Origin of the sequence: Actinoplanes oblitus (assembly GCF_030252345.1) — a bacterium.
Taxonomy (GTDB): domain Bacteria; phylum Actinomycetota; class Actinomycetes; order Mycobacteriales; family Micromonosporaceae; genus Actinoplanes; species Actinoplanes oblitus.
In genome coordinates this window covers 9,249,030-9,263,022 of record NZ_CP126980.1, presented here as the reverse complement: position 1 = coordinate 9,263,022, position 13,993 = coordinate 9,249,030, and the positions used below count along the sequence as shown (strand labels likewise).

The window sequence follows — 13,993 nt, the reverse complement described above, 5'->3', positions numbered from 1 at the left end:
GGGTGCGGGAAGCGACCGAGGAAACGCCGCGGCTCGCACCCGAACCGCGACCGGCTCGATCTCATCGGCAACCGAGGTCGGGCCGAAGTACTAGGCGAAGGCAACGGACGGCCTTCACCAGCCAAGGACGAACCAAGGACGGGACAGTCTTGATCCTCGTAACTCGCATCAACGGTGCCGTGTTCGCGCTGAACCCGGACCTGGTCGAGCGTGTGGACTGCACGCCCGACACGGTCGTCACGCTGGTGGACGGCACCAAGTACGTCATCGCCGAGTCGGTACCCGAGTTCATCGACTCGGTGCGTCACTACCGCGCCTCGCTGATCGCCCAAGCAAGTCGTATGGAGCCCGAGCCCGTGGCTGCCGCCCCTGCCTCGTCTGACGACGAGCTCGACGCCAAGGTGCTCCCGCTGCACCGGAAGGACCGCTGACATGGACATCTCAACCATCGTCGGAGTGCTCGCCGGACTGGTGATCGTCTTCACCGTCCAGATCCTGGAGGGCGGCTCGCCCGCCTCCATCCTCCTGGTTCCCTCGATGTTGCTGGTCTTCGGTGGTGGCTTCGCCGCCGCCATGGCCGGCGGTGTCCTGAAGGACGCGACCGGCTTCGTCGGCACGCTGAAGAAGGCCTTCACCGCCAAGGTGACGCCGCCGACCCAGCTGCTCGACAACGTCGTGAAGCTGGCCGAGCGCGCTCGCCGCGAGGGTCTGCTGGCGCTCGAGGACGCGGTCAAGACGGTCGAGCACCCCTTCCTCAAGCGGGGCCTGCAGCTGGCCATCGACGGCACCGACCCGGACGAGCTGCACGACATCCTGCACGCCGAGGTCGGCGCGAAGAAGAAGGCCGACAACGCGGCCAAGAAGTTCTTCGAGAACATGGGCGGTTACGCCCCGACGATCGGCATCATCGGCACGGTCATGGGCCTGGTGCACGTGCTGGAGAACCTCGACAAGCCCGAGACCCTGGGCCACTCGATCTCCGCGGCGTTCGTCGCCACCCTGTGGGGCGTGCTCAGCGCCAACCTGATCTGGCTCCCGATGGCGGCCCGGTTGTCCCGGCTCAGCGCTGTCGAGGCCGAGGAGATGGAGCTGGTGATCGACGGCGTCCTGGCGATCCAGGCCGGCTCCAACCCGCGTCTGGTCGCCCAGAAGCTGCGCAGCCTGCTCCCGCCGGACGAGATGAAGAAGGCTGAGGCCGCGGCCTCCTCCAAGAAGGCGGCCTGATCCGATGAGTTCCGGTGGTGGCAAGCGCAAGAAGGCCGGCCACGAGGAGCACGAGGAGCACGTCAACCACGAGCGCTGGCTCGTGTCGTACGCCGACATGCTCACCCTGCTGTTCGTTCTCTTCGTCGTCCTGTTCTCCATGAGTGACATCAACCAGAAGAAGTTCGCCCAGCTGGCACAGGGTCTCTCCGCGAGCTTCGGCTCCAAGAGCGCTGCCTTCACCGGTAACTACGCCCCGCTGGACGGCGCTTCGAACAACGCGCAGATCGTGCAGATCGACCCGGGCGCCAACCCGGGTGACGGTACCTCGGGCACCGAGGGCCTGAACCAGAAGGAGAAGGCCGCGGTCGACCGGGCCATGCAGGCCGAGGACCGCAAGAAGGCTTCCGCCAACGCCGAGAAGGCGGCGAAGGAGGCCGAGGACATGAAGGCGATCGAGAACAAGATCTCGGACGCCCTGGCGGCCGCCAAGCTGCTGAACAACGTGAAGTTCACGATCGACCAGCGCGGTCTGGTGATCACCGTGGTGACCAACGAGGTCGTCTTCGCCGGCGACCGGGCGGACCTCCGCCCGACCGGCGAAAAGATCTTGAGCGCAATCGCTCCGACGCTGGCGAAGCTGCCGAACAACATTGAGGTGGACGGCAACACCAACCAGCTCAAGGCGAAGACCAAGTACTACCCGAGCGGCTGGGAGCTCTCCGCGGCGCGAGCCTCCACCACGGTCCGGTACTTCACCGGGCACGGTATCCCGAAGAAGCGGCTGAGCGCTGTCGGCTTCTCCGACACCAAGCCGCTGATCGACCCGAAGGACCCGCGCTCGATCACCATGAACCGCCGGGTGGACGTGGTCGTGCTGACCATGCTCACGGCCGACCAGGCGGCGCTGCTGCCCTCGGCGGCGGGCAGCGACGCGAAGTTGCACGCCGGCCAGACCACCGCGGAGGCCAAGGCCGCCGCGGAGGCCGCGGCCAAGAAGGTGGAGGCGGCCAACGCCTCCGGTACGACCGGCACCGACAGCACTACCGACCACAGCACGCTCATCACCGCTGACACGCGTAACTGAACTGACCGGGGGGAGTTCTGATGGCAGACGAGAAGGACACGGCCGCCGAGGCGCCGAAGAAGTCGAAGAAGATGATGATGATCGTGATCGCCGCGGCGCTGGTCGTGCTGGGCGGCGGTGGCGCCGGGGCGTTCTTCATGCTCAAGGGCGACAAGGCCGAGGCGAAGGCGCCGGTCAAGGGCATCGTCACGGCGGCGGAGAACACCATCACGGTGAACCTGGCCGACGGGCACTACCTGAAGCTCGGCTTCGCCCTGCAGCAGACCGAGGAGTCCGGTGAGGAGGCGGTCGACCTGAGCGAGGCGTACGAGCTGGCGATCGACGAGTACACCGGCAAGACGGTGGCCGAGCTCTCCACCGACGCGGGCCGCGAGAAGCTCAAGGAAGAACTGGTCGCCAAGCTGGTCAAGGCCTACACCGAGGAAGACAAGAAGATGGTCATGGACATCTACTACACCTCGTTCGTCACGCAGTAACAGCCGGCGACGGCAGGGCGGGTCTCCTCCGGGAGACCCGCCCATTCGTGTATTAAGGGCATAAAGCGGGCCCGGGGCTCAGCGGTTCGCTAAGTCCGCCGATCAGGACGACGTGACCACCACCGCACGCACCCCGGGCAAGATCTCGCGCCGCGGCCAAGGTGGAGGGCCGACGGCGTACGACTTCCGCCGTCCCATCAAGCTCTCCCGCGAGCACGTGCGCACCCTGCAGATCGCGTTCGAGACGTACGCACGCAGCTGCGGCACCCTGCTCACCACCCGGCTCCGCGCGGTCAGCAACGTCTCGCTGATCTCCATCGAGCAACTGAACTACGACGAGTACGTGGCGTCGCTGGCCAACCCGACGATCATCGGGGTGGTCACCCTCGATCCGTTGCCCGGCACGGTGCTGATCGAGATCGCCCAGTCGGCGGTGATGACCGCGATCGACCACATGCTCGGCGGACCTGGCGGCTCCCAGCCGGAACGGCCGCTGACCGAGGTGGAGATGCCGCTGCTGCGCGGGCTGATCGAGCGGATGCTCGGCGAGCTGCGCTACGGCTTCGAGAGCCTGGTGGACATCCAGCCGGTCCTCAAGGAGATCGAGTACAACGCGCAGTTCCTGCGCGCGCACGCGCCCGGCGACGCGGTGGTGGTGGCCTCGTTCGAGACCAAGATCGGCGCCGAGGAGTGCATCTCCACGATCTGCCTGCCGTTCAACACCATCCTGCCGGTGCTCTCCCGGACCGAGACGGTGGTGCTCAGCGTCGCCGAGCGACAGGCCAAGGACCGGGCGCTGCGCAACCTCACGGCCGGACTTTCCGCGGCTCCGATCGACGTAGCAGTGCGATTCCAGCCCATCCGGATGCGTACCGATGACATCGTGGATCTACGTCCGGGTGACGTCGTGCCGCTCGGGCATCTGACCAGCCGGCCGCTTGAGGTGACCGTGAACGACATCGTCTTCGCGCATGCCGTTCCCGGTAATCAGGGTGCGCGGCTCGCCTGTCTCGTCGTGCCGTCGCCCCACGAGAACGAGTCCAAGGAGTCTGGCCGCTCATGACCGCCCCCACCATCACCGCGCCGCAGCTCATCCTCGCGCGGAACGCGGCCGAGGCCGCGCTGGCCGTGCTGCCCACCAGCCGCGCCCTGGTCGCCGGCGATCCGGTGATCCCCGACGCCGGGACGGTGATCGAGGGTCAGGCGGTCACCGCGCGGTTCAGCGGAGCGGCCACCGGCGAGGTGGTCGTCGTGGTCGGCCAGGACCTGGCGGACGCGCTCAAGGAGAGCCCGCTCGGCGAGCTGGACCTGACCGCAGCGGTCCGGCCGGCGCTGGAGGCGGCCTCCCGGGTCTTCGGGCCGGTGGTCCTCGACCCCGGGCAGGTGATGGAGCCGCAGGTGGCGATCAGCGCGCTGGCCGCCAAGGAGGGCTCGGTCGCCATTCCGCTGCGCGACGACGAGGACGTCCGGGCCGTGCTGGCCCTCTCGGTCAGCCCGTGGCCCAGCGAGGATCCGCTGGTCGCCGCGGCGACCGGTGGCGGCGGGGTGGCCCAGCGGAGCGCGCCGGCGGTGGGCCGGCGCGGCGGGCTGGACATGCTGCACGACGTGGAGATGGAGGTCTCCGCCGAGCTCGGCCGGACCCGGATGAGCGTGCGGGAGCTGCTCTCGCTCACCCCCGGTGCGATCGTCGAGCTGGACCGGGCCGCCGGCAGCCCGGCCGACCTGCTGGTGAACGGCCGATTGATCGCCCGCGGCGAGGTGGTCGTGGTGGACGAGAACTTCGGCATCCGGATCACCGAGATCGTCGCGCCGGGCGTCGAGTAGGAGTCACCACCTTGTTCCGGCTCCTCCTCCAGGTCGGCTTCTCCCTGTTCATCGTGCTGTTCATGATGTGGGGACTGGCCCGGGCGCTGCGGCGCCCGTTCGGCAAGAGCGCTCACGGCCATCTGGCGGTGCTCAACCGGCAGCAGCTGACCCGGGGCGCGTCGGTGGCGGTGGTCCGGGTGGCCGACCGGGCCATGGTGCTCGGGGTCACCGACGGGCAGATCAGTTACCTGGGCGAGGCCGAGCTCGACCTGTTCGAGACCAGGCCGCACGAGCACCGGGATCACCTGGTGCTGGAGCCGACCGAGCTGATCGAGGCGGACGGGACCACGCTGCCCGGGCGGCACCCGGCCGCGCCCACCGGTCCCGGGCAGCACGGTTCGATCCTGTCGCCGAAGACCTGGGTCTCGACCCTCGAATTTCTGCGCGAGCGAACGACGAGGAAATAGCGCCATGACCGACTGCACCGAACGGCAGTGCCGCGCGCCGGCGGACGACATCGCGGGCGCGGGCCGCGGGGGGCGGGCCGGGCGGGCCCTGCGACGCGCGATCCTGCTGCTGTTCGTGGGTGCCGGACTGGCGTTCACGCTGCCCGCCCCGGTGCACGCCGCGCCCGGAGCCGAGGTGGCGGCGCCGATGGCCGTACCGCGGGAAGCGCCGCAGGCGCCGGCCCACCCGGCGGCGCGGCGACAACCGGTCGAGCGCAAGGTGCCGCGGGCGCCGAAGACGTCGCCGCCGAGCATCAACCTCAACATCAACGGTACGAACCCCGACGGCAGCCGCCCGGCCTCCAGCCTGGTCATCGTCCTCGGCCTGACGCTGCTCTCGGTGGCGCCCGCGCTGCTGCTGCTCTGCACGTGTTTCACCAAGGTCTTCATGGTCCTCGGGATCACCCGCAACGCGCTGGGCCTGACCACCATGCCGCCCAACCAGGTGATCGCCGGGCTGGCGCTGTTCCTGAGCCTTTTCATCATGGGCCCGACCGTGTCGCAGATGAACGACGTGGGCGTGCAGCCCTACCTGAAGGGCGACAAGACCCAGTCGCAGGCCTTCACGGACGGCATCAAGCCGTTGCGCGACTTCATGTGGAAGACCACCCGCGAGGACGAACTGGGCCTGCTGATCAAGGTGTCCGGCGCGGCCAAGCCGGCGAACCGGGACGCGGTGCCGCTGACCACGCTGGTGCCCGCGTTCGTGCTCTCCGAGCTGCGGGCCGCGTTCATCATCGGCTTCGTCATCTTCATCCCGTTCCTGATCATCGACCTGGTGGTCTCCGCCTCGCTGATGTCGCTGGGCATGATGATGCTGCCCCCGGTGACCGTCGCGCTGCCGTTCAAGTTGCTGCTGTTCGTACTGGTCAACGGGTGGGGATTGATCATTACGGCGCTGGTCGGGTCGTACCGGACCTGAGATGAACGTCAACGTGCCGATCGCCGAGCTGCTGGCGATCTTGCTGGGGGCCTGCCGGACCGGTGCGTGGATGGTGATCTGCCCGCCGTTCAACTCGCGGCTCATCCCCGGGCCGGTGAAGGCGCTGCTCTCGGTCGGGCTGGCGCTGCCGATGGCGCCGTACCTGCGGGGCACCCTGCCGTCGCTGGAGACGCCGGCGCTGATCGCCAGCGTGATCATGCAGATCTTCGTCGGGGTCGGGCTCGGCTTCGTCACCGCGATGCTGTTCGCCGCGTTGCAGGCCGCCGGTGACATGCTCGACCTGTTCGGCGGGTTCACCCTGGCCACCGCGTACGACCCGCTGGGCTTCAGCCAGAGCTCGATCTTCGGCCGGTTCTACAACCTGGTGGCGATCACCCTGCTGTTCGCCAGCGACGGCCACCAGCTGATTCTGCGCGGCTTCCTGCAGAGCTTCCGCACCCTGCCGCTGGACAGCACGTTCTCCTTCGAGACGTTCAGCCGGCTGCTGGTCAGCGGGGTCGGCGAGATGTTCGTGGCGGCGCTGCAGATCGCCGGGCCGCTGGTCTGCGTGCTGTTTCTCGCCGACGTGGCGCTCGGCCTGCTGAACCGGGTGGCGCCCGCGCTGAACGCGTTCCAGCTCGGCTTCCCCATCAAGATCTTCCTGCTGGTCACCCTGGCCGGGCTGGCCGTCTCGATGCTGCCGGGCGCGCTGCACACGCTGGTCGAGCGGGCGGTGACGGCGGTGGTCCGGCTCAGCGGCGGCTAGCGCGTGTCTCGCACTCGGCCGGGCTCAGGGGCACGACCTAGGGGGGTGTAGATGTCCGGCGAGAAGACCGAACAACCGACAGCGCAAAAGCTCAAGAAGGCCAAGCAAGAGGGCCAGATCGGGCGTACGCCGGACCTCGGTGCCTGGTTCGGCATGCTGGCCGCCAGCGTGATGCTGCCCCGCACGCTGGCCAAGGCGATGCAGCACGCCGAGGAAATGATCGCCAAGGTGCCGGAGACGATAGCGGATCCGGATCCCGGCCGGGCCCTGTCGATGTTCAAGGAGGGCCTGTTCAGTGCGGCCTGGACGGTGCTGCCGCTGGCGCTGACCATGATGGCGGTGGGCATCGCCGCGGCCGGTGCGCAGGGCGGCATCCGGGTGGCGACCAAGCTGTTCGTCCCCAAGTTCAACAGGCTCAACCCGTGGCCCGGGCTGAAGCGGATGCTCGGCCCGCACGCCCTCTGGGAGCTGACCAAGTCGCTGGTCAAGACCGGGGTGCTGGGCGCGGTGCTGTGGATGACGATGAAGGACATCGTGCCGCAGCTGATGTCCGCGGGCCGGCTGCCGCTGGCCGCGCTGCTGTCGATCGTCACCGACGCGGCGCTGTCGCTGATCCGGGCGGCGGCGGTCGCCGGTATCGCGATGGCGGGGGCGGACTACTTGGTGGTGCGCCGGCGTACCCAGAAGCAACTGCGGATGACCAAGGAAGAGGTCAAGCAGGAGAACAAGAACGCCGAGGGTGACCCGCTGATCAAGGCCCAGATCCGGGCCCGGCAGTTCGCCATGGCACGCAACCGGCAGATGGCCGACGTGCCGACGGCCGACGTCGTGGTGGTCAACCCGGTGCACGTCGCGGTGGCGTTGCGCTACGAGCCGGAGAAGGGCGCCCCGCGAGTGGTCGCCAAGGGCAAGGGCCCGCTGGCCGCGAAGATCCGGGAACTGGCCACCGAGAACCGGGTGCCGATGGTCCAGGACGTCTCGCTGGCCCGGGCGCTCAACGCCGGGTGCGAGGTGGGACAGGAGATCCCGGCGGAGTTCTTCGGGGCGGTGGCGCGGGTGCTGGCGTTCGTGATGAGCCTCAAGGCGAAGGGCTCGGCGGCCGGCCTGCACCGCAATCCCCACCCCACGCCGGCAATGACCTAACCGAAATTTCAGGAGATTTACTCACGTAGCGCCCAGTAACCGGGGAAGATCGGGGCGTGGCGGTGCCACAGGGGTCCCAGTGACACGCCGGGTCGGCGGGCGACCGGGACCTTGATGGCCGCCGGACTGCCCATGCCAGGAAGGTGTCGTGAAGAAGCGGAACCTGAGCAAGCTCGCCGTGCCCCTCGGGGTCATCGGCATCATCATCATGATGGTCGTTCCGCTGCCGACCTTCCTGCTCGACCTGCTCATCGCCGTCAACATCACGGTGGCCCTGCTGGTGCTGCTGACCAGCATGTTTGTCGAGAAGCCGCTGGACTTCGCGGTCTTCCCGGCGCTGCTGCTGGTGATGACGCTGTTCCGGCTGGCGCTCAACATCAGCGCGACCCGGCTGGTGCTGCGCGACGGCGACGCCGGCAAGGTGATCCACGCGTTCGGCAGCTTCGTGGTCGGTGGCAACCTGGTCATCGGCCTGGTCATCTTCGCGATCCTGGTCATCGTCCAGCTGATCGTGGTGACCAAGGGCGCCGAGCGGGTCGCCGAGGTCGGCGCCCGGTTCACCCTGGACGCGATGCCCGGTAAGCAGATGGCGATCGACGCCGACCTGAACGCCGGCCTGATCGACGAGGACGGCGCCAAGAAGCGCCGCGCCGAGGTGGCCGCCGAAGCCGAGTTCTACGGCGCGATGGACGGTGGCTCCAAGTTCGTCAAGGGCGACGCCATCGCGGCCATCATCATCACCCTGATCAACCTGATCGGCGGCTTCGCCGTCGGCGTGGTGCAGCACGGCCTGGCGCCCGCCGACGCGATGAACCAGTTCAGCATGCTGAGCATCGGCGACGGCCTGGTCTCCCAGGTGCCGGCGCTGCTGCTCTCGGTCTCCACCGGTCTGATCGTGACCCGCTCGGCCACCTCCGGCGACATGGGCCAGAGCGTCACGGCCCAGCTCAGCCAGAACCGGCTGGCGCTGCGCATCGGTGGTGGCGCCGCCCTGGCCCTGTGCGTCATCCCGGGCCTGCCCAAGGTCCCGTTCCTGCTGGTCGGCGTCAGCGTGCTGGTGATCGCGCAGCGGATCAAGGAGCCGGTCCCGGCCGAGATCGCGCCGGTGGCCGAGGCGGTCGAGATGCCCGCCGCCGACTCGCCCGAGTCGCTGCTCGGCGAGATGCGGATCGACCCGCTCGAACTGGCGCTCGCCCCGGACCTGGTCGACCTGGTCGACGCCAGCAGCGGTGACCTGCTCGACCGGGTGCGCGCGCTGCGCCGCAAGATGGCCCTGGAACTCGGGGTGATCATGCCGCCGGTGCGTACCCGGGACGACCTGGACCTGCCGCTGTCGTCGTACGCGATCCGAATCTCCGGCACCGACGCCGGAACCGGGCAGGCGCCGCCCGGCACGGTGCTGGCCATCGGCGACGGGCTGCAGGCGCTGCCCGGCCGGGCCGGTGTCGAACCGGTCTTCGGCCTGGCCGGCAAGTGGGTCCCGGCCGAGCTGCACTACCAGGCCGAGCTCTCCGGGGCCACGGTGGTGGACCGGGCTTCGGTGATCATCACGCACCTCGCCGAGGTGGTCCGCAGCAACGCCAGCCGGCTGCTCGGCCGGGAGGACGTCCGCGCCCTGGCCGACATGGTCAAGCGCACCCACCCGGTGGTGGTCGAGGAGCTGACCCCGGGGCTGCTCAGCCTCGGCCAGATCCAGAAGGTGCTGCAGTCGATGCTCGACGAGGGCGTGCCGATCCGGGACCTGGTCCGGATCTTCGAGGCGCTGTCGTTGCGCGCCAAACTGTCGATGGATCACGACGGCCTGGTCGAGGCCGCGCGGAGTGCCCTGGGCCCGGCCATCGCCGCCCAGTACACGACCGCCGGCCGGCTCACCGTGATCACACTCGACCCGATGCTCGAGCAGAGCCTGCTCGAATCACTCCGGCCCAGCGAGACAGGCGCCTTCATGGCGATCGACGGCATGCGTGCCGAGGCGATCGTCAGTGAGGCCAGCCGGCTCGCCGAGGCCGCCGAGCAGCAGGGCCTCAACCCGGTCCTGGCCTGCTCGCCACAGTTGCGGTTGCCGCTGATGCGACTGCTGCGCGCCGGCTCGCGCCGGGTGCAGGTGCTGTCGTACAGCGAAATCTCTGGTTCCACCGCACAGATCGAGACGATAGGGGTGGTGAACGGTGCCTACGCGGGTGCTGCTTGAGGGACCTGCCATCGAGCCGTTATTGGAACAGGTACGTGACGAGTACGGCTCGCGCGTCCGGATCATCTCCGCCGACAAAGTACGAAGCGGTGGCATCGGAGGCTTCTTCGCGAAGCAGCATTACGAAGTCTCCGTAGAGGTACCGGACGTTCTGGATGTACCGGACGCACACGAGGACAGTGAGAAAATGGCGCAACAGACCGTCGCCGAGAACGGCGCGAACCCGCTGGAACGGCTCCTGGAACGGGCCGAGTCGCGGGACCGGTTCACCGGCGACGTGCCGCCGGCCCCACCGCCCGGGCGGCCGGGCATCCCGAACCTGGGAGCATCGGCCCGGCCGGAGGCGCGTGAGGCCGTGCTGGGCGACACCGGCGCCGCGTTCGCCGAGCTGATGGCCGGCCTCGACGTGGCCAGCCATCTGGGCGAGGCGCACCGGCAGGGCCATCGGGTGCGGCAGCCGGCCGATCCGGACGCCGCCGGGGTACGCCCGTTCACCCCGGCCACCGCGTCCGAGTCCCCGGTCAACGGGGGCAACCGGCCCAGCCTGCCGGCCGCCCTGCCCAGCCGGTCCAGCCGGCCGGACCGGCCGGCGCCGGTCTCCCCGGCCGCCGTCTCCCCGGCGCCGATCCGGCCCGCCGAGCCGAGCGCGGCGCCACCGCGGGCCGCGTTCCAGCAACAGCCGCCACCGGCCCCGGTGCGCTCCGCCGCCGAGGTCTACGGCCTGGCGGAGGACGCGGAGCCGGCCCCGGCCCCGGCTGCCGCCCCGGCCGCCGCGCCGGCTCCGGCGCCGCCCGCGCCGAAGCCGAAGGCGACCCGGCCGCGCGCCGCCGACGACCTCGACCCGGTGCAGACCAACCTGATGACCGTCGGCATGCCCGAGGAGATGGCCCGCCAGATCACCGGTGGTGACACCTACGCCGGGGTGCTCAGCGTGCTCGCCTCCCGGCCGGCCGCGCCCGGCATCCCGGACGGCCCGGGCGAGATCCTGGTGCTGGCCGGGGAGGTGCACACCGCCGTACCGATCGCCAAGCATCTGCTGGAACAGGTCCACGTGGACCAGACCCACCTGCTGCTGGCGGCGCCGTCGACGGCCGGCACCGGCCTGCACTCGTCGCGGCTGATCTCCAGCCGGGACGCCGCCGAGTCGCGCGCCGACAAGCTGCAGACCTCGGACCACCCGTGGATCGTGGTGATCGACGCGCCGGTCGGCGGTACCGACGAGTTCTGGGTGAACGACATGTGCGACGCGCTCGGCGCCACAGCGCTCTGGGCCGTCGTGGACGCCACCCGCAAGACCGCCGACACCGCCCGCCACCTGCTCAGTCTGGGCGAGGTGGAGGCGCTGGTGGTGCACAGCGTGGAGCTCACCTCGGACCCGGCGTCGGTGCTCGGGCTGGACGTGCCGATCTTCTCGCTGGACGGCAAGCCGGCCACCCCGCACGCCTGGGCCGCGATGCTCTGCGCCCGGATCGCCGCCGAGGTGATGCCGGCCGCCGCGTCGCCACGCCGGGCGATCCGCGCGGCCCGCCGATGATCCGACCGTCGGTGCTGGTGTTCGCGCTGCTGATCAGTCTGCCGGCGTGGTACCGGCTGCTGTTCGATCAGCTCGACCTCACCCAGGTGCTGATCCGGTTCCTGATCGGGGTGCCGATCGCCGCGGTGCTGCTCGCCGCTTTCCGGTTCGTCACCGCCGGTTACGGCGTCACCGAGGAAACCCCGGCCACGACGGTCGAGCCGCAGAAGATGGACTGAACGAACGCACTGGTGCCTTGGGGAAGAGCTGCCAGTGCGCGCACGCGAGTCGGCGCCGGCCATGGCCGGCGCCGACTCGTGCGTTTCAGGCGTGCGTGTCGAACCGCCCGGCCGGGGTGACCCGCCGGGTCGCCACCGGGGCCGGCTCGACCGGCGGTTCGGTGGTCCCGCCGCCGTCCCCGCCGGTCCGCCGGCCGGCCCCGCCGCCCGCCTCGAACCGCTGCCGGGCCTGGTCCTGCCCGCCACCCTGGCGCAGGTCCAGCGAGCAGTTGCCGAACCCGGCGTCCTGCAGGTCCCGGCGCAGGTCGTCGAGGGCGTCCCGGATCGCCTCGGTACCGGCGTCGGTGCCGCTGCTGAGCTGCACGTTGATGTCGCCGTTGCGGATCTCCGCGACCACCTGGACCGGGCCCAGGTCGACCGGGTGCAACTGCACGGTGAGGCGGTGGATGCCGTCCGCGTCCAACCGCAGCGGAGCGATCCGCATGGACAGCTGCTCGGCCGTCGGGAGCGGCAGCGGGGTGCTCGGCGGCGGCGCCGGGGTGGCCGGGGCGACCGGCGCGGCGGGCGCCGCGGCCTGCGGTCCGGTCACGCCGGGCAGGGCGGCACCGGGCGGCAGGCCCGCGTCGGCGGGCGGTGCCGCCGGGACCGCGGTGGGCAGCGGAGCCGGCCCGGTCGCGGCCGGCGGGTTGTTCTCCGGAGTACCCGAGGTCTCCGCCCCGGGCTGCCCCGACCCTCCCGTCGCGTCGCCCCCGCCGCCGGCGCCCGGCCCGGTGCCGACGGCCGGGATCGGCGTGGCGGTGGCCGGTACCTCGCCCGGCGGTGGTGCCGGCGTGGCGGCCGGACCGGCGGGCGTGGCGGCGGTGGCCTGCGCGGTCGCCGCGGTGCCGGGATCGGTCCCGGTGGTGGCGGGCTTCGCCCAGGCCGGGCGGGCCGGGGTGGCGGCGGGCTGCGCGCCGCCGGCCGGGGCGTCGGGCGCCGGCCGGCCGGCCGGCGTGGGAGCACCCGCCTGAGCGCCACCGGGCGCCGCCGCCGTCGTGCCGGCGGGCCGTGCGGTGGCCTGCTGTGCGGTGACCTGCTGTGCGGTGACCGGCGTCGCGGTACCGGGCGTCGCGGTACCGGGCGTCGCGGTACCGGGCGTCGCGGCGCCGGGTGTGGCCGGGCCGGGCGTCGCGGGGCCGGGCGTCGCGGCACCGGGCGTGGTGGGGCCCGGCGTGGCGCGGCCGGCCTGCGGCGTCGCCGCGGCGGGCTGACCGGCCGTGGTGGCCGCGGCCTTGCCCGGTGCCGTGACACCGGCGGCCGGCGTCGGACCGGCCGCCTTCGCGGCGACCTCGCCCCCGGCCGTGGCCATGGTCGGCAGGATCGGGCTGACCAGCGGAATCGTGGCCGCCGGGCCGGCCGCAGCCGGCTGCTCGGCGGTGCCCGGGCCGCTCTTCCCGGCGCTCTCGGCGGTGACCGGCTCGGCGCCGGCCTCCGCGGTCTTCGCCGTGGGTTCGCCGGCGCCGGCGGCCTTGGCCTTGGCCCGGGGGCGGTGGGCGGCGCGGTCCGGCCCGTGCGGCTGCGCCGCGTCGGTGTCCTGGACGTCGCCGGTGTCCTCCCGGTCGTCGTCGATCCGGTCGTCCCGGCCCCGGTCGTCGCCGACCCGGTCGTCCCGGCCCCGGTCGTCGCGGACCCGGTCGTCCCGGTCGCCCACGGTGCGATCCACGGCGGGCCGGGCGGCCGGGCGACCGGCGGCGGCGTCGCGGCGGGCCGCCGTTCGAGCCGCCGCGGTCCGGTCGGCGATGTCCCGGCTCGCGGCGCGCTGCTCGGCGGTTCGCTGCTCGGCGGTCCGCTGCGAAGCCCGATCCGCTGTTCTCCGCTCCGTCGCGATCCGGGCCGCCAGGGCGCGGTCGGCTCCGGCCCGCTCCACGGCGGTCCGGTCCGCGGCGGACCGGCCTTCGGTCTTCTGCGTCTGGGTACGCCGTTCGTCCCGCTCGGTCTCGTCCCGCTCCGGGCGGCTCAGCTCGGCGGAGAGCGCCGAACCGAAGTCCGCCCCCTCGTCGCGCCGCGCACCGGGGCGGCGGGTGGCCTCGGTAACGGGCCGGTGCTCAGGTCCGGTCACGGGACTCGGCATGGGATGGGCTCCTCACTTGCTCCGGTGTTTC

Annotated in this window: 14 protein-coding genes; 13 read left to right on the top strand and 1 reads right to left on the bottom strand. The window is 71.3% G+C overall.

From position 1 onward, the window contains the following. Positions 1–179: 179 nt before the first annotated feature. From Actob_RS41305 to Actob_RS41245, 13 genes are all read left to right on the top strand, one after another. Complete coding sequence (locus tag Actob_RS41305; RefSeq protein ID WP_284917400.1) at positions 180–431, top strand: flagellar FlbD family protein; 252 nt, start codon at positions 180–182, stop codon at positions 429–431. Between the two features lies 1 nt (position 432). Next, a complete protein-coding gene (locus Actob_RS41300) occupies positions 433–1,224 on the top strand; it encodes a flagellar motor protein (protein WP_284917399.1) in 792 nt (263 codons plus the stop codon). Positions 1,225–1,228: 4 nt separating this feature from the next. Continuing rightward, positions 1,229–2,290, top strand: a complete 1,062-nt coding sequence (locus tag Actob_RS41295) for a flagellar motor protein MotB (protein ID WP_284917398.1) — start codon at positions 1,229–1,231, stop codon at positions 2,288–2,290. Between the two features lie 20 nt (positions 2,291–2,310). Then, positions 2,311–2,766: a flagellar basal body-associated FliL family protein gene (locus tag Actob_RS41290; protein ID WP_284917397.1), complete on the top strand. Its 456-nt coding sequence runs from the start codon at positions 2,311–2,313 to the stop codon at positions 2,764–2,766. A gap of 112 nt (positions 2,767–2,878) precedes the next feature. Beyond that, entirely contained in the window at positions 2,879–3,829 is a 951-nt protein-coding gene (locus tag Actob_RS41285) for a flagellar motor switch protein FliM (RefSeq protein ID WP_284917396.1), read from the top strand. Beyond that, positions 3,826–4,590, top strand: a complete 765-nt coding sequence (fliN, locus tag Actob_RS41280; protein WP_284917395.1) for a flagellar motor switch protein FliN — start codon at positions 3,826–3,828, stop codon at positions 4,588–4,590. Before Actob_RS41285 ends, fliN begins: the two co-directional genes overlap by 4 nt. Positions 4,591–4,601: 11 nt before the next feature. After that, positions 4,602–5,039 carry a FliO/MopB family protein gene (locus tag Actob_RS41275; protein ID WP_284917394.1) on the top strand — a complete coding sequence of 146 codons (438 nt, stop codon included), beginning with the start codon at positions 4,602–4,604 and terminating at the stop codon, positions 5,037–5,039. 4 nt (positions 5,040–5,043) lie between these two features. After that, a complete protein-coding gene (gene fliP / locus Actob_RS41270) occupies positions 5,044–6,000 on the top strand; it encodes a flagellar type III secretion system pore protein FliP (RefSeq protein ID WP_284917393.1) in 957 nt (318 codons plus the stop codon). A gap of 1 nt (position 6,001) precedes the next feature. Further along, on the top strand, positions 6,002–6,766 hold the full coding sequence (locus Actob_RS41265) for a flagellar biosynthetic protein FliR (RefSeq protein WP_284917392.1): 765 nt from the start codon (positions 6,002–6,004) through the stop codon (positions 6,764–6,766). A gap of 51 nt (positions 6,767–6,817) precedes the next feature. Further along, positions 6,818–7,909, top strand: coding sequence for an EscU/YscU/HrcU family type III secretion system export apparatus switch protein (locus Actob_RS41260; protein WP_284917391.1), 1,092 nt, complete (start codon positions 6,818–6,820; stop codon positions 7,907–7,909). A 148-nt stretch (positions 7,910–8,057) separates the two neighbouring features. Next, entirely contained in the window at positions 8,058–10,100 is a 2,043-nt protein-coding gene (locus tag Actob_RS41255) for a flagellar biosynthesis protein FlhA (RefSeq protein ID WP_284917390.1), read from the top strand. 187 nt (positions 10,101–10,287) lie between these two features. Then, complete coding sequence (locus Actob_RS41250; RefSeq protein WP_284917389.1) at positions 10,288–11,634, top strand: hypothetical protein; 1,347 nt, start codon at positions 10,288–10,290, stop codon at positions 11,632–11,634. Then, entirely contained in the window at positions 11,631–11,852 is a 222-nt protein-coding gene (locus Actob_RS41245) for a hypothetical protein (protein WP_284917388.1), read from the top strand. Before Actob_RS41250 ends, Actob_RS41245 begins: the two co-directional genes overlap by 4 nt. A gap of 85 nt (positions 11,853–11,937) precedes the next feature. Here Actob_RS41245 and Actob_RS41240 read toward each other — a convergent pair whose 3' ends face one another. Further along, positions 11,938–13,962 carry a flagellar hook-length control protein FliK gene (locus tag Actob_RS41240; RefSeq protein WP_284917387.1) on the bottom strand — a complete coding sequence of 675 codons (2,025 nt, stop codon included), beginning with the start codon at positions 13,960–13,962 and terminating at the stop codon, positions 11,938–11,940. Positions 13,963–13,993: the final 31 nt, after the last annotated feature.